The 21175-nt window shown below is 50.9% G+C and carries 17 protein-coding genes and 1 pseudogene; 4 read left to right on the top strand and 14 right to left on the bottom strand.

Annotation, left to right across the window (positions count from 1 at the left end):
• The 4 genes from Xets_RS15285 to Xets_RS15270 all read left to right on the top strand — a co-directional run.
• Nucleotides 1-207: hypothetical protein (locus Xets_RS15285; RefSeq protein WP_222941612.1), on the top strand; the 207-nt coding region annotated here is incomplete at its 5' end.
• A gap of 450 nt (nt 208-657) precedes the next feature.
• Nucleotides 658-810 carry a hypothetical protein gene (locus tag Xets_RS15280; RefSeq protein ID WP_187652060.1) on the top strand — a complete coding sequence of 51 codons (153 nt, stop codon included), beginning with the start codon at nt 658-660 and terminating at the stop codon, nt 808-810.
• Complete coding sequence (locus tag Xets_RS15275) at nt 807-1676, top strand: integrase domain-containing protein (RefSeq protein ID WP_187652059.1); 870 nt, start codon at nt 807-809, stop codon at nt 1674-1676. Before Xets_RS15280 ends, Xets_RS15275 begins: the two co-directional genes overlap by 4 nt.
• A 260-nt stretch (nt 1677-1936) precedes the next feature.
• Nucleotides 1937-2206: a helix-turn-helix transcriptional regulator gene (locus Xets_RS15270; RefSeq protein WP_187652058.1), complete on the top strand. Its 270-nt coding sequence runs from the start codon at nt 1937-1939 to the stop codon at nt 2204-2206.
• A 267-nt stretch (nt 2207-2473) separates the two neighbouring features.
• Here the strand turns inward: Xets_RS15270 and vgrG are convergent.
• The 14 genes and pseudogenes from vgrG to tssE form a co-directional block, all read right to left on the bottom strand.
• Nucleotides 2474-3181, bottom strand: a pseudogene (vgrG, locus tag Xets_RS15265) (type VI secretion system tip protein VgrG); the annotation flags it as partial.
• Between the two features lie 15 nt (nt 3182-3196).
• Complete coding sequence (locus Xets_RS15260; protein WP_187652056.1) at nt 3197-4603, bottom strand: VasL domain-containing protein; 1407 nt, start codon at nt 4601-4603, stop codon at nt 3197-3199.
• An 81-nt stretch (nt 4604-4684) separates the two neighbouring features.
• Nucleotides 4685-8293, bottom strand: a complete 3609-nt coding sequence (tssM, locus tag Xets_RS15255) for a type VI secretion system membrane subunit TssM (RefSeq protein ID WP_187652055.1) — start codon at nt 8291-8293, stop codon at nt 4685-4687.
• A complete protein-coding gene (gene tssA, locus Xets_RS15250) occupies nt 8290-9735 on the bottom strand; it encodes a type VI secretion system protein TssA (RefSeq protein WP_187652054.1) in 1446 nt (481 codons plus the stop codon). The genes tssM and tssA overlap by 4 nt, the downstream gene beginning before the upstream one ends.
• Nucleotides 9736-9740: 5 nt before the next feature.
• Nucleotides 9741-10409, bottom strand: a complete 669-nt coding sequence (vasI, locus tag Xets_RS15245; protein WP_187652053.1) for a type VI secretion system-associated protein VasI — start codon at nt 10407-10409, stop codon at nt 9741-9743.
• Nucleotides 10406-11203, bottom strand: coding sequence for a Fis family transcriptional regulator (locus tag Xets_RS15240; RefSeq protein ID WP_099131727.1), 798 nt, complete (start codon nt 11201-11203; stop codon nt 10406-10408). Before Xets_RS15240 ends, vasI begins: the two co-directional genes overlap by 4 nt.
• On the bottom strand, nt 11203-13911 hold the full coding sequence (gene tssH / locus Xets_RS15235; RefSeq protein ID WP_187652052.1) for a type VI secretion system ATPase TssH: 2709 nt from the start codon (nt 13909-13911) through the stop codon (nt 11203-11205). Before tssH ends, Xets_RS15240 begins: the two co-directional genes overlap by 1 nt.
• Nucleotides 13912-13920: 9 nt before the next feature.
• Entirely contained in the window at nt 13921-14688 is a 768-nt protein-coding gene (gene icmH, locus Xets_RS15230) for a type IVB secretion system protein IcmH/DotU (RefSeq protein ID WP_099131729.1), read from the bottom strand.
• A 2-nt stretch (nt 14689-14690) separates the two neighbouring features.
• Nucleotides 14691-16043 (bottom strand): type VI secretion system baseplate subunit TssK, encoded by a 1353-nt coding sequence (gene tssK / locus Xets_RS15225; protein ID WP_099131730.1) that lies wholly within the window; start codon nt 16041-16043, stop codon nt 14691-14693.
• Nucleotides 16044-16045: 2 nt separating this feature from the next.
• Nucleotides 16046-16600, bottom strand: a complete 555-nt coding sequence (tssJ, locus tag Xets_RS15220) for a type VI secretion system lipoprotein TssJ (RefSeq protein ID WP_099131731.1) — start codon at nt 16598-16600, stop codon at nt 16046-16048.
• Nucleotides 16584-17879 carry a type VI secretion system-associated FHA domain protein TagH gene (gene tagH / locus Xets_RS15215; protein ID WP_099131732.1) on the bottom strand — a complete coding sequence of 432 codons (1296 nt, stop codon included), beginning with the start codon at nt 17877-17879 and terminating at the stop codon, nt 16584-16586. The genes tssJ and tagH overlap by 17 nt, the downstream gene beginning before the upstream one ends.
• Nucleotides 17880-17884: 5 nt before the next feature.
• Complete coding sequence (tssG, locus tag Xets_RS15210; RefSeq protein ID WP_099131733.1) at nt 17885-18937, bottom strand: type VI secretion system baseplate subunit TssG; 1053 nt, start codon at nt 18935-18937, stop codon at nt 17885-17887.
• Nucleotides 18901-20733 (bottom strand): type VI secretion system baseplate subunit TssF, encoded by a 1833-nt coding sequence (gene tssF / locus Xets_RS15205; RefSeq protein ID WP_187652051.1) that lies wholly within the window; start codon nt 20731-20733, stop codon nt 18901-18903. Before tssF ends, tssG begins: the two co-directional genes overlap by 37 nt.
• Nucleotides 20734-21174, bottom strand: a complete 441-nt coding sequence (gene tssE, locus Xets_RS15200) for a type VI secretion system baseplate subunit TssE (RefSeq protein WP_099131735.1) — start codon at nt 21172-21174, stop codon at nt 20734-20736. It abuts the gene before it with no gap.
• Nucleotide 21175 lies beyond the last annotated feature (1 nt).

The following is a 21175-nucleotide window of genomic DNA, read 5'->3' as shown; positions in this document are numbered from 1 at the left end:
ATACCAATAAGGGTGACGTTTTGCATGATGGACTCTCCAGAAAAAATACTCTATAAAGAGTATGGTTCACAAGGTGGGGAAGACCATCTCATTAACTCCCGTAGCCTGCAAGGGAGTGCATACCATGCGGTACATCTGCGCACTTTTGGAAGCAGATATCGTCAGACACCTAACCCTTCGTCTGGCGGTGAAAGTCTCTTAAACTGAAAAAGACCTCAAAAAGGTGTTTGTATATTGTCTCCCAAGTGCATTGAACATTGAGCCATGCACTTCTTTCATATCAACATCAGACCTCATCTTCACTTAACTTTTGCATAGTGAGATCGAGTGACGTCCTGAACCCATTTCACACCTAAACAATTAACTCATTGTTCCCGTTTGACACCGAACCTTGCGGCATTTTGCTGTGCCTGTTGGCATTTCAACGCTCGCATGATTTTTGCTGACTGTTTGCTGGAGTTAAGGCGTCACTTTTTGCCGGTTTACCGCTGAAAGTGACGCCGCAGCCAAATAACATCACAACCTTGACAGGCTCAGGCCTGTTTCACCACTCAGTGAATCTGACACTGCATTTTTAGATTGAAAAAGGAGAACTTGACGATATCGAGGCTGGCTTTTTGCCGGTGGGGATGACCTGCACACGCAGGCGGCAGTACCGTGTACTCAACCGATACCCCGCAATACCTCAACCTGCGTTCACTCTGGCGCACAGATATCGATCAAGGGCAAAGCAGGTATTTTCTGTTTTGCCAGAACGGTCGAGCGCCAGAGATTGTAGGTTGTCAGGTATCAGCAAGGGGAAGACAATGAGCCGATTGATTAAAGAATTAAAGTTTTTTGCGCGTCAGAGTGGTGGCAGCCATAAGACCTGTCATGATCGTATTCGGATTGCAGGACGTTTGGGCGCGTTGTTGTTAAGCCTGAATATTCAGGTGAAAAGTCTCAAGAATTTGAAAACCAAACATGTAGAGCAATACGTTGATGCCCGTTTATCTCAGGGGATTGCCAAACGAACAGTACAAAATGAAATGTCCGCGCTGCGTAATATCTTCCGCATTGCAGGCAGAGAAAAACTGGAAACCTCGCCGCGTTTGAGTAATCAGTCATTGGGATTAAGTGACACCAGCCGAGCAGGCACGAAACAAGCGATCCCTGATACTACGTTTCAGGTTGTTTATCAGAAAGCGCTTGAACGTGATGTTGGATTTGCCGTCACCTTGAAACTTGCCCGCTTACTGGGATTACGTTCTCAGGAAGCGGTGCAATGCAGTGCATCATTGAAAAGCTGGCGCAAACAATTAGAACAGCCAGAGCCGAAACTGCATGTTGTTTTCGGTACAAAAGGTGGCCGACCAAGACAAACCCGTGTATTGGATGTTGCAGCAGTAAAAGAGGCTGTAGAACAGGCCATGGCTGTTGCAGAACAACGTGGCGGCAGGTTGATTGATAAGCCCGATCTCAAGCAGGCCATGAATTACTGGCGGACACATACCACAAAGATTGGTTTAACAGGCCGCTATTCTCCTCATAGTCTGCGCTATGCGTGGGCACAGGATGCCCTGAGTTTTTACCAACAGAAGGGTTTTAGCCGTCAGGAAGCACGGGCACTCGTATCAATGGATTTGGGGCACGGTGATGGGCGCGGGCGTTACGTTGAACGGGTTTATAGCCGTTAAACTTAGCCGTTCAGTTATTGAGTAAGCTAAAACAATCAGTTAAAGTGTCCCCGCCATTAGCCAAATCTAATGGTCGGGGCTTCGCATCCCTGAAATAGCTACCCACTGGTAGGATTTTTCTACCAGTGCGCCTGTTTACACCCATTCAATGGTGGTTCAGGTAGGGGAGGTTTCGACCTCGCCGGAGGGTAGCTACCGGTAATGCGAACCCTACCTTGAATCACCACCATCAATATTAATGAATGGAAGGGGTAGCAGGAATGAATAACAACATTAGAACTGACTGGCATCAGGCCGATATTATCGCTGCATTACGTAAACGCGGTACAACCTTAGCGGCTGTTTCTCGTGAAGCGGGACTCGGTTCATCAACACTGGCAAACGCATTCAGCAGACCGTGGCCGAAAGGTGAATGGATTATCGCAAATTACCTTGGCATCCATCCCTCAGAGATCTGGCCCAGCCGTTATTTCGATTCTCATACTGGAGAATTATTAGAAAGGAAAGCCCGCTCTCAGCCACAGGAATAACCCACTTCAATTTGTGATCAATGTCGTAAAAATGAACATTTTTTATCTTAAGCCCTGAGCGTAAAATGGTAGTAAAATCTGACCATTTTTAACCCTCACGGCTTTTTTGCCTTAAGATGATTGAAAATCGCACAATTAATGATATAAATAATAAAAATCAGTCATATAGGAAAATAAAGGTAAGTAAAAAATTCGGGGGCATTAAAAGGGGCATAAAATAAAATAATGATAATATATCCTTTATATTCAATTGATTATATTGATTTAAGATTCCTGGTATTGCACACAAAATTCCCGCTCCGGGTGAGCGTGGCGCAGACTGAAGATGACGTCACGAATACCATGCTCTTTCAAGATAGTGGTGATAATGGCGGCAATGTTCAGTTGCTGGAAGATGCGCGAGTTTTGCCGCAGCGTGGTGCGCCACAGGTCCGGGCGAATACTCATCTGGTAGGTAGTCTGGTGTAACCCGGTATTACCCTGTTCAAAGCTGGCGACCATACCGGTGATACTGCGGCTTTCTACCCCATCCTGGGTGATCGTCAGGGTGGCGGTGCGGTCGAGTACCACCGGAAAGTCGATGGCCGGATCCGCACTCGCCAGCCCCACTTCCAGCGTGAACGGCTGGGAAAAGTGTTCATCCAGGGTAAAATCGGTGACGACAAAGGTCTGCGGCGGCAATCCGCCCGCCGTCAGGGTAAATTGCAAGCCGCTCGGGGCGCTGTCCCCCCCGTCGAGCAGCGTCTGGCTGGCTTTTTGCAGCGCCCTGGCGGCGGCATGCTGGCCGCTGGCAGCCCGCTCGGCCAGTCCCTGACCGCCGGACGCAGTTTGCCCTGCGCCATCGGGGACGATACCCCTGCTCCCCAAGATGCCGGCCATCTGCGAGGCCGGCTGCCCCTGCCGGATAAACGACTGCCCCTGCCGGACAAGAGTCTGCCCTTGCTGAAGTTTCGCCATGTTCTTTTTCAATGACATCGGATGTCTCCCTGATTAATGCCCGCCGTCCCGTGTCACGGCAGGGGGCTGGTCTTTGGCCGGATATTCGGCCGCATTGTTATCATGGCTTTCCCGTTGTTCGGTCGCCTGACGCAGCCGGTCATAGCGACCGAGCAGGGCGTTAAAGCGGTCATCGATCCCTTTCAGCAGTACCGGCGGTGCCAGCTCCCCTTTGGCCGCATAGACGCTCAACTGACGCAACTGTTCTTCCAGTGGCACTTCACTGCCATGGCTGCGCTGGATGTCATAGATAGCGGTTTTCAGGTAGGACAAAGTGAAGCTGCCCCGGGTACGCTCCTGCAACAGGATTTTGTCTGCCAGTTGCTGAAGCTGGTCGCGGGTGGTATTCCAGCTGCCTGTCAGCGGCACGCTGTCAATCCGGGCGGTCACCTGCTGCTGCCATTGGCGGGTCGCCTGCTGCTGGGCGGGCGATTGCGGCCACTGGTGTTCTGCGGTCGCCGTCAGGCGGCGGGCCGCTTCCCAGGTGACCCGGGGCGAGGTCTCCGTCAGCCGTTCAAGCTGGTGGGCATAACTCGCCAGTTCAGGCTGATATAACCACGCCAACCGGGCTCCCGCGGGGTGGTCGGTGATGGCCTGGAGTTGTTGTTGCAGGGGCTTGTAGCACAGCAGCCAGCCGCCCACCAACACCAATAAGCCCAACAGGGTGCCCAGGCCAAAGCCCTGCCACGCATTGAGTCCCTGAGGCGGTTGTTCAGGAAACTGGACCCGCACCCGCGGTTGATTATCGGGAACAGGCTGAGGGTCATGGCGCAAGGGTGACGGGGACGGAGGCATTTCCGGCTCGGCTTCCGACTGGGACAGGTAAACCAGCGGTGGCATCTGCACCGATGGCGCCACCGGTTTCGCCGCCTGACGGGGTTTTTCCAGTTTTTTCGCTGCGTTCTGGAAGAACCATAACAGGTTTTCCACCCGCGGCAGGCGTTTCAGGTCGGATTGCTGCAACCGGTCGATAATCAACTGGAGGGCCCGTTCGGCGCGGTAAATCATCCGCAGATCGCTGGCGGCAAAATCCAGTTGGCGCAGCACACTGCTGGTACGGGCATGGAACCACTCCAGCAGGTCGGTGCGCACCTGCGGCTGGGTCGGCCACAAGGTCTCCCATTCACTGACGATAACCCCCGCCAGCAGTTCACAGCCCTCGGTGAACCCCGCCAGCCCATTGAGTTGCATCCGCGCCAGGGTGTAGTAAATCGCGGTCTGTAAATCGACTCCGTTGGTTTTGAACAGCGTCAGGGACAGGGATTCCACCAGTGGCCAGTTCACTTCTGGCTGCGCCGGATGGCTGGTTTTGTTAATTTCATCGCGGATAACGGCAAATTCCGGCAAATTCAGCGGACTGCCGCCGGCCCGGATGATGAGGTTTTCAGGATGTTCGCCCATATTCTCGCTTTTCTCCTTAAAAAACCCCTGCCCGAAGGCAGGGGGCGGGTTTGCTCTCAAGACTGACGCGCTGCCTTCCCCTTAATAAAGGGTGTCCGGCAGTTTGAACTGGCTGAATAGTCCGCCCGCAAACGGGTTATCCGATTCATCCACATAGATGCGGTAGGTCATTTCGCCATTATCGACGCTAAAGCGCACATCAAAGAAGCCCGGCTGGACGTTAGTCAGCTTGCCGCTGTTAATCAGCCGCAACTGGGCCCACGGGCCGCTAAAGCTGACAGAGCGCGGCGCCTGATTGCTTTTCGCTGGCATCAGGGTCAGTTGGCTTTCCGTGCCGGTACGCATCGAGTTTGGCCAGACCAGACGTGCCACATTGCTGCGCCCGTGGGAATAATCCACCAGCTGGCCGTCGAGGTTTAGCAAGGCCCGGCGTTTGTTGCCAGTCAGGCTCACCGGTTCAACGGCAAACTGGGTGCCGAGGCCGTTTTGGGGGGTAAAGAAGGTGGTGCGAATACGGTTCGCCACGGCCAGCTGTTTCATGACGTCGGGACGGATCAGCATCTTGCCGTCGGTGCCCGTAGTCAGGTTGTTTTCCACAAACGGTTTCAGGCTTTGCTGATAGAAGGCGTCCAGCGTCCCGCCCGGCCGGAAGAAGCGGTCAAACTCGCTCAACGGCACTTCTTCACGGGCGTTCGGATTGAACGGATAGCGCCCTGCCAGATAGGTCTTGTACTGCCTGACCACCGTGCCGTTCCATTCCACTTCCAGCGAGCGGACCGCTTCCATCATCACCACGCGCCACGCCTGCTCAGCCAGCTCACCAATCCAGCGGTTCAGCGGTTCCGGCAGGTTTTTCGCCATCTGCTGCACTTCAAAAATGGCGTCACTGTTGTTCTTGTCCAAACGCATCTGGACGGCCTGCAAGGCAGCCTTACCCGGGACCGGTGAGTTTTGGATCGCCAGCAGGTAACGGTGCAGTGCCATCAGTTTTTGGTAGACACTTTGTAACGTGCTGCCCTTATCACCATGCTCAATCAGCACTCCCGTTTCCGGGGCAAAGTCGCGGCTAATGCGGTTTAACAGGCGGTAGTCTTCTTTCAACGTCAGTACCTGTTTCTCCTTGTCACTCAGCGAGTTGCTTATCAGCGGCGGATTGGTGTTATCGCTCAGGATTTGCAGCGCCCGCTTGAGGGGTTGCTCACCACTGATCACCTGTTCGATGGCACTGATGGCTTGCGGCAAATCATCAAAGTCACGAACTTCAAGGTTGTTCATCGCTGCCCGCCAGGTCGCGGTGTACTCGGCCACGTACAGTTCGGTGATTTCGCGCTGGATCCGCGACTGATCGGTGTCACTGTACTTATCGTTCACCGGTGACGGCGCCTGTTCAGAGTATTTCTCCGGGCTGTTATTCTTGATGTTCAGCACCCAGCTATCCATCGCCGTCAGCTCCACCAGCTCATTGCCCTGCTGGACGAAGTAATCCATCAAGCCGTGGCGGGTCAGGAATTGCGGTACCACCAGCCGTTTTTCGTTGCTGGCCACAAACACGCTGTCAAAACTGGGACCAATCTGGTCACGCAGGTTGATCGGTGCGGGCAGGGCATCCTGGGCCTTGATACGCAGGTTCTGGTACACTCGCTGGTTGACGGAGAGCGCTTTCAACTCCTGCTGCGCCTGCCGGATCGGTTTGACAAACGGAGAGAAGCGATCCATCGCATCCTGTTCACCTTTATCCCGTTTGTCCTTCCAGTCAGTACGCTCCAGCGCGTAATTCAGGTGGGTCAGCAACGCTTCCTGCACATCACGCTGGCCGTGGAATGCCTTACTCCAGCGCTCACGCATATACTGGGCGACCAGACCGCTATTACGTTTGCTGGCATCTTCCATCATGCGCATCACACGCAAGATCTCGAGTTTTTCTTCGCTGCCGGCCGGGGCCTGATTTAAGTCATCCAGTAACCCCAGCATTAATGCCGGCAGGAAACGCTGCTCCAGCAGTTTCAGGTAGGTGCCTTCCACATACGGCCCGACCCCGCCTCCCTGGTATAACGCCATGTCAGTCAGAAAGGATTTGTTGTTGTGATAGTTACCGTAAGCCAGGGTCGCATCCCGGATGGGATTGAGTAGCGGCAACTGGAGGTTACCATAGCGGTCATCCCCTTTCGGGGGCGGGACGGACAGGAAGTTTTTCGCCTGCGCCAGCACTTCTTCACCAGCCCGATAGTTTTTCTGGTAGAAGTAATGCCAGCCCCCCCACATCGCCAGAATGACCGACGCACTGACCACGGAGAAGGTATATAACTGGCGACGATTGCGGCTCAGCCAGATTCGGTTTTCCGCCGCCAGATTCGGCTCGGCCAGCAAGACATTTTCGAACAGCGAATGGGTGAAGTACGGCAGGGTATCGCCAGCCGGCCAGGTCGGGTACGCCTGCGATCCCAGGTGATACTGGGCCGAAGCGGACTGGGTGAACAGGTCATCCATCTGTCCCCGTTGATGGGCCGACGTCAAATAGACACCCCGCAAAGTAGGGCGGTGGTGTTCATCGTTATACAAAATATCTTCCAACATCTGGGTGATATAGCTGTACAGCCCCTGAATCTGACGAGTAAAACTGAACAGGGCGCTGCGCTGGTTAGCGTCCACATTGTTCAGCATCATGTCCGGCATCGCTGAATTCAGGTTGTTCATCCACTGCTTCCAGAACGCTTCCAGTTCACTGCGCCACGCTTTTTCATCGCGGTTGTTAAGGCTGAACGTCACGCCCAAAATCTGGTCGCGCAGTTTGCGATCCAATGACTGGTACATCGCCTCAAAGCCGTGCAATAAGTCAATTTTAGTCATCACCAAATAGAGCGGCAACTGGCTGTGGAAGGTCAGACGAATGTCTTGCAGGCGCTGGTGGATCTCCCTCACATAGCGTTCACGCTGTTCACGGCTATCAGCCATCAGACGCAGGGTATCCACGGTCAGAATAATGCCGTTGAGTGGCTGGCGCTGACGGTTTTCAGCCAACCAGTTCAGCAATGCTTCCCACAGACGGCTATTGATTTGCGGTTTGTCGCTGTTAAGCGGGACTGGCTGGTCAATTAACTGGCCTTTCGGATCGATGATGACCGCTTTTTCCCCTAACCAGCAACGCAGCATCAGGGGCACTTCGCTATCCTGACGTAAATATTCCGGTGCCGCGATTTCGGATAGTTTATAACCTTCCTTGATCAGTGCGGATTTACCGCTTTTCTGGCTCCCGATGATGATGTACCACGGACGTTCATACAGGTAATTGTACGAATCCAGATGGCGTTGCAACTGGGATTTCCAGTGATCGAGATAGCGATCCTGATGTTCAATATCCACCCGTACCGGATCAACCACTTTCAGTTCAACATCAAGGTTCAGTTTTTCCAGTTTCCGCAAACGACGCCATGCTTTCATGCCAACCCAGAATACGACCATCATGACAATGATAATTGTTGCCAGCCAGCGCGCTGCAAGGCTTTCCAGTGGATAATCGTTGCGCAGTTTCCATTCCGGCCCCCACCACCAGACCGCAATTAACAGCAAGCAGGGGATAAGTGCCAGAACCAGTGCCATCAATGCCTTGAGGCGTGGCAAGGATTTAAACTTTGCCAGTGTCGGCAAGGCTGATTTCAATGGAGCCAAAGATGACAAAGAGGGCCATTTCATGGGTTAACACTCCTGTTTGAAGCCGTATCCTTGAGAGGAGAAGGGAGTTTTTCAGCCAATAAAGCCAGCAGGCTGGGTTCCCATTGAATAAGTTGCATGTGTTGTCCCGTGTGTAACAAATTCCGGTAATGCTGTTGGGCCAGCGCTGTCATGCCGGCTTCTTCAAGCAATTGGGCATTGAGCAATTGGCCATAGAATTGATCCCGTGGCTCCGTTAACTGTTGCTGATGTTCCTCCAGCATTTTCAGGGCTGCTTCCAATCCCTGTTGCTGGAAACATTGCCAGATAACTTCCTGATCAGCAGAAACGGAACCCTTGCCCGTTGCCACAGGCTCAGGCGTGAGCCAGTCGAGGGTTTCAGGGGAAATAAACGCACTCATGTCAGAAAAGCTTAAGGTTTTCAGCACGGGCAACCGTTCCAGAAAGGCATTCAGCTCATCACGAATAGCCTGAGCGACGTTCCCGTACCCCAATTGCAATGCGGCTTGTGCAGCAATGGCATGACCATCCAGCCAGTAAGGAGCAAGCATCAGGCTTTGCTCGATTTGCTGGAGCAATTTGTTGTCCGCCAGCGGCAATCTCGCCAAATAGTCGGCAGTACGATCGGCGGAAGCCGGTGCCAATGGGGTTTTGCCTGTTGCATTCGCCATCGGGGCTGTAGTGATGGTGTGCCATACCGCGTGACGGCGTAGGGAATAACCAACAGGTAATTCGGGATACCGTTCACACAACAGATCTGCGACGGTTATCAAAGTCTGCTTCCACGCTTTTTCGCTCGAACTGTTGACGTCGACTTCTGGCATCGGTGCAGCTTGAAAACCCTGTGGCGTTTGCGCCATAGATTCGGCTGAAGAGGATGCTGGCACCGCAGCAGGAGCAGACTTTGTCTCCACAGGTACAGCTTCTGGCTGACGGTTATAACGAACGCGCAGTTGGTCAACTTCTTTAGCAAGATCCGGTTCATTGGCATGCCAGCATTGAGCGAGATGTGCCAACGCCCCTTGCGCATCATCCCGTTCACTTTTGCTTGCCTGTTCAATAAAACTGTTCTGGGCGGAGTCGAAACGCTTGAGTACTTGCTGTGCCAGCCGACGTTTTAACTGTAGCTTGGTTGGCCAGGTTTTTTCCCAGTAGTTTTTGATATACTCGGTCAGCAGCTCCATTGCGAGGATCAGTTCAGCCGCGTTGCCAGCATGTTGCAGGGTACGCAGCAGATGAACCACCAGCCGGAAGTCTTTGCTGTTTTCACGTAATAATTGCAGTGCCTGACGTTGGATCTCTTCAACATCCAGCGCTCCATGTGACAGCGAACCAAATTTGATCATTTCGCTGTCAATGTATTCCCATGCAGGTTCGTTGTCTCCCAGTGCCTTGCCAATCTGTTCGTCGGACAAGGGGGCCAGCAGGGAGCCGAACCAATCGAATTGTGTTCTGATGTCCATGTCGATTACCAACGGCAAGCAGCACGTAATGGCTTCGCTGCCTGCTCCAACTGAGAAATGTTAAAGGTTATCTGGCTACCATTACTGCCTGTAATACTCATCCGGTCGCTGTTCATCAGGCGCTTGATTTCTTCAATGCCCGGTAAACCACGGCTGGATTCCCATAAGTAACCCTGTTCCCGCACGAACCATTCAGTACGGTACTCAGTTCTGTCCGTCGCCACGGTGACAACCCCTGACTCTACGGGCTTAGGCAGTGCTACCTGCAAGCGGGTGATACTGTCAATGCAACTGAGCATTAATACGGGACGTGGGGGAGGCACTCCAATCGCGGGCGTGGTCAAGATAATCGGTGCCGCACCATTCTCTCCCTGCGTCATAATGAAGCTGGTAGAGTAATCGGTACGTTTCATCTCCTGTTCCATCGCTTGCCGCCATAGAGGTCCCATATTTTCGATAGGGATTTGCACCGTTTTGAACTTGAGGTTATTCAACGCTCTGTCATAACATGCCAGCCGAATAAGAGGAGACGGCTCAAAGCGGCATTTATGCAACTCATCTAAATTTTGCTCTTCCTTTACCGCAACCACTTCCTTTGGTTCTGCCACCTCTGCAAGCTTGGGGTTCCCTATCAATGAAGCGAGCAATGAACTGATAATTAAAACAATATTCATAATCTACACCCGTACTTAGCCAGTTTGTAAACCAACGTCCGCTGAGCAATACCCAGGCTTTGTGCGATCAATCTGGTGTCGTTGCCAAACTGACGCTGACGTTGAATCAACACGGCGCTTTCAAATTCTTCTATGGCCTTTGGCAGATTATCGATATGACTGTAATCCACGGAGATACTGCTGACCACCGCCGGGTTTTTCGATTCACTCAGGGAAGCAAGCAATTCATCCAATTGTTTTTCTTTTTGGCGTTGAACCTGAAATACCTGGCGGATTTGGCGTAACTGCCCGCGCAGTTGTTCGAGTTCCTGCAATTTTTTCAGGCGATGCTGCATGACATGGCAATAGATGCCGAACATGTTTTCATTGTTGATGAAATAGCGGACATTTTCGGCAAAGATAGCGATCACACCACAAGCCTGCCCATTGCAATCAAACAGGGGAATGCCGTACAACCCACAGTTATGCGGAAGTTCTGCAATAAACGTGCGGAAATATGGCTCGTCAATGCGTGCCCCGTGATTAAGGAAATCCCAAACAGTTGGGGTTCCCTTGCGTAATACCTGTATCAACGGGTTATTGACGTCATCAATGTCCACTTGCAATCGGCGCGAACTGGTTTGCTGAGTCTCCGGCAAGTTGTAGCATTCCAACCTGTTTTCGTTGATGTTCAGCAGGAAAACCAACAGGGCATCAAAACGCGAGCTATGGCTGATCTGCAAAAAATGGTCAACCAGTTGTTCTACAGTGTCATTTTCCAATAACGCTAACGCGCTTTTCAGCCGCTGTTTCATTATTCTGCCTCCTCAACCTCTGCATGGAATTCGTGTTCAACCACGGTTAAGCGAATGGCCTTGATTGGTGTACCCGCAGCCATTTTCTGCAACAGCAGTAATGAAACTGGCGGTAGCAGTGCGCCATCAATGATGGACTCCAACATACGGGCACCATTTTCCGCGCGGGTAGCACGTTGCAGGATCTCTTCGGACACCTCATCGCTGATGGTGACTTCTGCGTTGAAACGTTGGGTCAGCAGGGTATCCAGTCGAGCCAGTTTGCCCTGAATAATGGTTTTCAGCGTTTCATGGCCCAACGGCAGGTACGGGATCACTTCCATACGCGCCAACAGTGCTGGTTTAAAGAATGCCGCTAATTCAGGGTAAAGCAGGTCGTTGATCTGCGCTGGCTGTTCGGCATTGTCTACGATAGTTTGATAGCCCAGGTTTGACGTCAGGAAGAACACGACGTTTTTACAGTCGATAATGCGTCCTTCTCCATCTGCCAGTTCCCCTTTGTCGAAAGCCTGATAGAACAGGTTCAGTACGTCAGGGTGGGCTTTTTCCACTTCATCCAACAAGACAACTGAATACGGTTTCTGGCGAATGGCTTCGGTCAGTACACCACCTTCGCCATATCCTACGTAACCCGGAGGTGAACCGATCAGACGGGAAACCGTGTGTTTCTCCTGAAACTCAGACATGTTGATGGTGGTGAGGTATTGACGGCCACCAAACATCAGTTCCGCAATTTGCAGGACGGTCTCTGTCTTACCGACGCCACTTGGCCCTACCAACAGGAATGCCCCAAGAGGACGCCCCGGACGACGCAAATCTGCCCGAGCAGTCAGTAAGTGTTTGTGCAAGCACTGGATCGCAATTTCCTGCCCCTTGATGCTTTGTCCCAAGTGAGTAGGCAATTCAGTGACAATGGAAAGTTCGCTTTGTGACAAGCGGTTCAATGGTACGCCCGTCCACTCAGCAATCACCGCCGCAATCTGGGTTTTATCCACATGTGGGGAAACCAGCGTTTGCTTCTGCTGTAGTTCTGCCAACCGCGTATTGAGTGTCGCCAGTTTTTCGATCAAGGATTGTTCGTCGGCGACTTCTTCTATTACCTCGGCTTCTTCTGTTGTCTCGCCTGGCTTAGTCGCTTCATGTTTATCCTCATCCCCGGTAATCTCTTCAACCGCATTTTCAACGAAAGAATCATCAGCCAGTAATTGGTGGCGCAGTTCGATGATTTGTTTCACCAACTCTTGCTGCTGTTGCCAGCTAATTTCCAGCGCGGTGAGTTGCTGCTGAACGTCTTTCTGCTGGTTTTGCAACTCTTCCAATCGCTCAGCATGGATGTTCAATCCCATGCGTTGCTCCCTCTCCAGCACGTCGATTTCCATTTGCATCTGGTGCAGGTCGGTAGTTAATGAGGAGATCTGGCGCGGGGGTGAAGTCAGATTTATAGCAACACGGGCACAGGCAGTATCCAACACATCAATGGCTTTGTCTGGCAGTTGGCGACCGGAAAGGTAACGGTCACTCAATACCGCCGAGGCCTTTAGGGCTTCATCATCAATCAGCACGCCGTGCGCCTGCTCGTAAATGGCACGCAAGCCACGCATGATGACGGTTGCTTCATCCGCTGTTGGCTCAGAGACTTTCACCAGTTGGAAACGACGGGACAATGCTGCATCTTTTTCAAAATATTTCTTGTATTCGCTCCATGTGGTGGCTGCGATAGTTTTCAGCTCACCACGTGCCAAAGCAGGTTTCAGCAGGTTGGAGATATCCAAACCTCCCGCCTGGTTGCCCGCACCGATCAGAGTATGGGCTTCATCAATAAACAGGATGATTGGTTTTGCCGATTGGCTAATTTCAGCCATGATACCTTTGAAGCGCTTTTCAAATTCGCCCTTAACCGCTGCCCCTGCCTGCAATGCTCCCAGATCCAGTGTCATCAGTTCACTGTTGCGCAATTTTTCCGGTACGCGATCGTTAATAATGCGCAATGCCAAACCTTCAATCAGGGCACTTTTACCGACCCCCGCTTCACCCACGACGATGGGGTTGTTTTTACGGCGACGACAAAGGATGTCAATCATCAGATCAATCTCGTTATCGCGGCATAAAACCGGATCAAGCTTGCCCTGACGTGCCTGTTCGGTCATGTTCTGGGTAAAGCGTGCCAGCAAACTGTCGCTGTTTGCCGGATGTACGCCCTGCCCATCTTTATTACTGTTGTCCGCAAAAGGCTGCTCAGCCGAACCATTTGTCCATTCTGCAAAGTCTTGGCGCAATAATTCGCGGTTGATACCTGCCAGCAAACGCGCCGTTTGTGGTGCCAAGTAACGCAGTGGGCTGAATAACAACGCAATCAGCATAACGCCGCTGCGCAGTTCGGTGTGCTGCATCTCTGTGGAAGCCAACAGCCAGCTATCCTGTAACCACTCCACCAGCATTGGGGAAAAATTTGGGTAGGTCTGCACAAGCGATTGATGGTGCGTCATTACCTGATCGAGCTGTTCTTTCAGCAGATCTTTATCGATGTCTGCTTGACTGAGGATGAGTCGCACATCACTGAGTGGCGTATCGATCATTTGGAGCAGCAGCTGCGCAACCGTGATTTCAGGTTGTTGCAGGCTGACGCAGGATGCCGCAGCAGCTTCCAGTGCATGGCGCGTCATCGGGTTTAAACGATTTACAAGGGTAGGCAGATCAATCTGGATCATGGCGACTTCCTATCTCAATAAGTTACTTAGCTGCTTTAATATGTCTTGGGTCTGATCACCGAGGCGAATGGCATAAAAGCTGTAAACAGCCACCAGCAAGCCCACGCTAATCACAAACAGGTGCTTGATAGTCCATCGTCTGCTCAAACGATAACGCGCATTACTCTCGTTGACGTTGACATATAGCGTGGTCGGCGGAGTATCCCCGCGCAGTGAGTGAAGCTGTTGCTGCAACCGACGGAACAAGCGCTCAAAGTCATCGCTTTTCTGGGTGCTGACTTTGTAGCGCCCGCGATACCCCAGACAGAGGCAGAGGTAAATGAACTCCAGCAGATGCTGGTAGCGCTGTGCCTCTCCCATCAAACGTTCAAGCAATACGAAAACCTTCTCCCCTCCCCAAGTTTCATTGTGGAAGTGCACCAACAGTGATTGCTTCAACCAGCCATTCTGGCTGTTCCAGCCGTGCCCCAACGCAGTTTCATCAATGAAGGTGCACAGTACGTAACGGAATGAAACAATCGCGCCGGGTTCATAACCCTTGGTTTGCAGATACTGCTCAATGGCTCGAATGTCAGTAACAACCTGTTGGTAAAGCTTGTCTGGCAGTGCCTGATCAGTCATATCCTGCAAACGCAAGACCATCCCCAACAAAGGGGTGGCGGCATCGATCATTGGGTTGAGGCTTTCACCACGCAACGGTAGCTGGTACTGGCGCTGAAACGTTTTCAGCGTTTCAGACTTTTCCAGTGACGGACTGTCAACATTGATATCACTCATGATTATTCCTTACCGCCCCTGATAGCCCAGAGCTGCATATCTAAGTCAGGGAAATCCCCTGATACGTGGAACGCGATGGAATTTCCTTGCTGGATCTCTTTCCACGCCGGACTCTTCTGATCCAGACGGAAATAGGTATATCCAGAGTGATACGGCAACTGGCGAGGCGCAGCGGACAGGGCAATCAATGGCACGCCCGGCAACTGGACGCTGACCAGATCGCGGATCCTTTCCATCGATGTGACTTTGGTTTGCTGGACGAACTGGCGACGCAGCTGCTCCTGTGGGGTGCTGGCACTGATTGCCAGTACGAATTCGGACTTGCGCAACAGATCGTTGTCGTGAAGCGTTGCCACACGAATGCCACCTTCGTTCTGTTTCAGCGCAATTGAAGTTGCACGTGGGGTCAGAACCACATTCAACGCATCACGAATTGCGAGCATCACATCCTGGAAGGTATCGGTCAGGTTATTGTGGTCATACGCCAATATATCCCCTGGCAGGCGGCTAGCATCGGTGAACGTCCTCAACTCGCCACAAGTCTGGAGTAGCTCGGTATATAAATGCAGTGGGTGCAAAACGGTTTGTTTGGCATAATGGTTGAACAACGGCTGAACGCGGTTGAGCAATTGCAGCATCATAAATTCTGCGACATCCGCCACCCCTTGCTGACCCGGCGAACCAATGCGTTTAGCCAGTGTTCTTGAGCGCTCGGTCAGCAGGCCATCAATTTCCACCATGAAACGCTTGAGCTTGTCGGCCACGAAGATCGACAAACAGGTCGGAACAAATTCGTTATCCAGAACAATGTTGCCATCTTTTTGCTTTTCTTTGATGCGGCACAGTGGAATGGTGGTGTAAGCACTCATGTCCTCAGAGCCTTGCATCAGAACTGGCGTCAGTTGGGCAAGGTTAAGGGCAAAGGAATCGCCGCCTTTGGTGTGAAGATCACGGACATCAGTGGAAAGTTCCCGATAACGCACTGCACTTTGCGTTTCTGCACCCTGATCAGCAATTTCCCGAATGGTATCGCTGGACATTGGCAACGCCAGATAAATATCTTTGCTTTTCAGGTCATTGATATTTTCGATATCCAACGGTTTTGGCAGTAAATCTTGGCTAGGGGCAGAAAAAACGGTGCCATCAGGCATAATGCCGCTGGCTTCGTTAATCCCGATACGGCCCAGTTTGAGCAAATCATCATTGATGCTCAGGGAGCTGAAACCGTGAGCATAAGGTGTCAATACTGAAACAAGGCTATGTGCCAGATAATCAATATGTTTTTGTTGTTGCTGAAAATGTTGTGGTTTGATGAATAATCCTTCGTGCCAAATCACCCGATTTTTGCCCGGCATGATTACTCCTCCTCTTTTCTAAGTTCGACGTCGTTATTTCTGACATGCACCAAGATGTGGTAATGGCGACCGATGTCTTTTACTCGGATGATCTTTTTCCATTCAGATTGATTTGCATCTGCATAGTGAACGATGACACCGATGTAACGGTTTTTCTTTTCCAATGCGATCTGTTCCAGAGGCTTGTATTGCCCTGGTAACAGGGTGTAATCCTGATGATCGATGTAGTTTTTCCCCAGTGCTTTTTCGAGCTTATCGCTATCAAGCTGGTCATAGTCGGCAGCCAGAAAGCGCGAATCCTCACTGAGATAAACCAAATGCATTTCAACAGGGGCCGCTTCACCACTTTCATTGGGGTTGATGTCGGGTTCGGCCAGCAATGTAATGTTGGCAACAGAAGCTTGCTCATCGGGTTTACCTACCGGTGTGGAAGGGTCCCAAATGACCTGGCCCACTTTTTTTGTTGCGTTCCATGCACTGCTACAGCCGTTTAGCAACATCACTGACAGCAATAAAATCCCTACAGCCCATATACGGCGACTAGCGGAATGTGTCATTGCTGGATTCCTCCAAGCCCTGACGCAATGCGCGGTCATAAGCCTGCTCATACACCTCGCGGAATAATTTTTCGAATCCTTGCTGGCGACTGGAAGATAATTCGCGGTAATAGTTGGTGTACATTTCCCAAGCCCAGGATGCGTCTTTATTCCTGACTTCGTTGCTACGACGATAGTGTGAGAAACGACGGAGCAATTGCTCTGGAGAAAAAGCTTCCAGCATGGTGTCCAGTGCAGCAGAGATGGCAATTCGGTTAGCCTGATAATGTAATTGCAGGTTTTGCAGGCTTTCCGCTACCGCGGCTGGAGCGGAGAGATGAACCGGGCTTTTCTGATCAGAGAACATCACCTGCATAGTCGTGTCATAATCCATATTCAGGCGCAGTGGATTATCTTCGATAGGCCGGAGCTGTTTATCACGCAACCCATGTTGTTCACGCTGGAGGGCCAATAACCCCTCAATGGCCGCTTTCATGGTCTTACCCATCTCCTGCAGAAAATCATTCGCCTGCTGGCTGTCGTGCAAAGGCAAACGAGCTTCCAGCCCACGCATGAGCGGAGTAATGGCGACATGGTCAACATCCATACTTTCGTACTGTCTGTCGGAATCGATGTCTGGTAAATCAAGGAACTCCTGATCCATAACACTGCCTCGGTTATCAGAAATAGGGTTAGCAAATGGGGGATTTTGGTAATGATCCGGCGGCAAAAGTTGTTCCGTATCATCAGCCTCAACCTTGGGTTTCAATGTAGTCAAGCTCTCGCTATCAAGTACCCGTAGCGGATCATCACTGAAACGATGCATAACCGTTGGAGCAATGCCTTCATCGTGGGCAAACACAGATTTTTGTACGGGTGCACCTTCCATCATGGCATCCAACGGATTGCTATAGCTGGAAACCAACGATTCGGGGGATATCATTGAAGGATCAACACGATCTGCCTCAGAAAAACTGATATGGCTCTTGATCGACAAATTCCCTACTTTGATTTGATCACCTTGTTGTAACAGGATCAAACCCGACTCAGGCGTCAAAGTTGCATTGTTGATTTGCACTGATTCAGCAAATACTTGCAGGCAAAATGCCCCATCCTGCCATTTAATGGCGAATTGTGACGGGCAGACATTGCCCTGCTGATCCTGCACAGACCAAAGGTGGCTTTCACTACTACCGACCGTACCCCCCTGTGTCGAGAACTGGCAGTTGGCGGCTTTACCACTTTCTAGCTGTTCACTGTTAAGAACCCGCAATGAAAGGATTGGTTGATGTTTTTCCATGGTCGTTATTCCATAACTGAAATGATGACAGAGGGTTTCTTTTCCGGTTCGCCGAGAAAACTGGTCCACCCCAAATGGTTATTCTGCTTTGCCCCCAATACCATACCGCTGACCTGATTTTCAGCCAGACTAAGACGCAGTTCCCAAGCAAACTGGCTGCGCATGACAAAAGATATGAACATCACCAACGGCAGATAGTTTTTGCCATCAGGCAGGAATGAGAGGAACCGATCACGAGGTAAGTCATTGATACTAAGCAAAAACTTACCACTATAATCCCCAACCCAAGAACCAATGGTGAAGTTATCTCCTAATACCGATAACTTGGTATCACCAATTGTCAGCCCTTTATTGGTTACCCCCAGACGGTTCTGCTGATCCACCGGGATGATGACTTTCCTGAATTGCCAGCCGTGCAGCGTAACGTCCTGCAAATCAAAACAGTGGGAAACAAGGCTGCATATGACTTCTGGCGAGCGTCCGGGGCTTGCCAGCAATCCAGCGTACGCCAGCATTTTGCTGTGGTTGATGTTCAGCATCCGGCGGTTGACATCACTGCCTAACCCAACGAGAGAGAACATACGCTGGGAAAAATAATCTTCTCCACCCTTCTTGAAACAAATGTAATAGCGGTATTTCCGCCAAATCTGATGCAGGATCGTAATTAAACGGTGGTTGAAAATGTTGAGAAAATCCGTCAGACGGTTTTCCCCCTGGGCCTCTTCCCATGCCAGTGAATCCAGATAATAGCCTGGCATCGGGGACTGGCTGCCATGCAATCCCATAAAGGAAACCTCCAGTTCGAAGTATCCCTTTTTGGATTGCGTAAGCGAGATGACATCCCGGGTCGGAAATGCCAGGCTGGCGCTGGAACGGAAACGGATAGATTCCAGATCAGGACGATCTGTCTCTCCGGTTTTATCCCACGCTACCGCTAACTGATTAAGCAGCTCAACCAATTGGTAAAAGTTGTACTGTGAGATATCCAATGCCAGCGGCGTGGCAGGATCCTGTTCAGTGATTACATCAACGAGTGTTGACCTATCTGTACCGGCCATTCATAACATTCCTGATTATCTAAATTGATTACCTTCAACATATGAAACGCATTGACGCTGGCATACAGTGAGAAAAACCGTGACAGAATCGTACTGAATAGATAAAGCTCGCCTTCTGAGTTGAATGCCTGTTGCCGGATATACAGTGTTGAGCGCAATCCACGTACAGGCTGACCACGGAACAGACGATCTGTCGGCTCTGTTTCAATTTTTTCAATAGCATCAAGCCGTTTTTGCGATGAACGCTTGGACTGTCGGTTATGAATACTTGGGAAATCGTAGGTACGCAGCACCTGCTTCAGTGCGTCCTTATCCAGCAATGACATATAGTTGAGCGACATATTTGACAGTAGTGACCAGTGCAAACCACCATCCAACAAGGGATAAAGAGGCACTGACGGCCGCGTAATATTGCGGAATGTCGCAAATGACGGGCTGCCGATTGAGGGGTAATTAATGTCGCCAACCCGCAACTCTAAAGGCAGTTCACGGTTGGTACAGGTCAAACTGATCGAAATATTTTCTTTCAGCTTGAGCCTGAGCAAATCTGCCTCATCTCCCCGTACCAATGAGATGAAATGTTCCAATCCCCGGCGGAAAGGTGACTCTTTCACCCGAATACGGTAATAACGCATCGAACGCTCATTTTCGTTATCTATTTGGTGATTGAAACTTTCAAACGGGGTATAAACTCGATCACCAATACGGGCACGACTGCGTTCACCATTTTCCCCTGTCAGCCAGCTTTCTACGCCATCAACGGAGAAAATGTCGTAGTTATCTGGAAAGCTGTAACTGGCTTTCAATGGGTATTCAGTCTGGCTGCCATTGAGTTCAATTGCTTCACTGTCCATGGGGAACAGGTTGATTGCGGGTGTGCAGTGCAGACGAAAAGTGTCATGGCGAATCTTGGCTTCTGGTGGCAATGCCTGAGAAAAATGTAAATTCAGTTTGAAATCTTTGGTCTTCAGATCTTCCGGCAGTTCCGGGAAGCCTTTCACATCAAAAAACAGGAAACTTTCCGCGAAACAGAAATATTCCTGCAAGATGCGATATCCCATATAGGCATTTTTGGGGTAAGGCAGTAACGCATCTTCCCGCTCAAATCCCACAGGCACAAAATCAAAATCTGGCAGAGGGATCACGGTATCGCCTGCCACCAACTCTGCTTTTCTGAAGTAGTAACAAAGCCAGAAATAGAGTTGGGAGGTGGTATAGTTATCACCGCTTAAATAAAAACGCAGTTTGTCCAGCTCCAACTCATGCAGATTCAGTTCTGTTTTCGACGTAAAATCCAGACCGATAATTCCGGTCTCATTACTGTTATTGACGGTAATGTCACGGATAGAAAGTGGAAAAAGCCAGACATCACGGCATAGCGTAAACGTACAGCGATCATGATCGTCTTTTTTGCCGTCCGATTTTTCGTTCGAATAAATATCATCTTGAGTCGACAACGAATGGCTCATAATCTGTGTGCCACGCTTGACCTGTGTCGCTTTCGTCACCACACTTTCATCCGGGGTATACTCGATGATGGTCATACTGGGCGTTGGACGCAGATAATTCGGCCACAGCATATTGAGCAGGCCGTGGGTCAATTCAGGGAATTGATCATCAATCTTTGCCCGCAAGTTGCCCGTCAGGAAGGCAAAACCTTCAAGCAAACGCTCAACGTCGGGGTCAGAACCCTGTTCTGACAAAAATGCGGCAAGATGAGGGCGCTCAACTGCGGCTTCTTTCCCCAGTTGTCGCAGATAGTTCAACTCATCTCTGAAATATTTTTCAAATGACATTTATTGAGTTCGCTCCAGGCAATAGCGCCGGTTGTTATCCAGCTGGATGCTAAATTCCACAAGATCGTTGATATCATCCAGAGAGATTTCAGCGCTGATATGAAAGCTCAACAGCAACGGATCTGAATCATCATTGATGGCGCTGACAGAAACCGCTGATATTCTTGGCTCATAATTTCTGATGCACTCTTCAATCGCCCATTCGATACTTTGCTTGAAATCCACCGATGTCGCGGTCGCATCATTGAGATCAATGACCCCTAAATCAACGGCACTTTGGCAAGCACCGGGACGGGAATTCAGCACTTCATTCAAATGCTTCTTGATAGAATCAAGTAGTGCACGCATCCTTGATTGACGAGAAGAGCCGGAGCTCTTCCCTTGAATGCGCTCGAACAGACTGGCAGAGCTGCCTCTGTTCCAACTGTACAGCGCAGCCATG

It is taken from the genome of Xenorhabdus sp. TS4 (genome assembly GCF_014467265.1).
In the GTDB taxonomy this organism is placed as follows: domain Bacteria; phylum Pseudomonadota; class Gammaproteobacteria; order Enterobacterales; family Enterobacteriaceae; genus Xenorhabdus; species Xenorhabdus ehlersii.
This window is presented reverse-complemented; position numbering and strand designations above follow the sequence as displayed.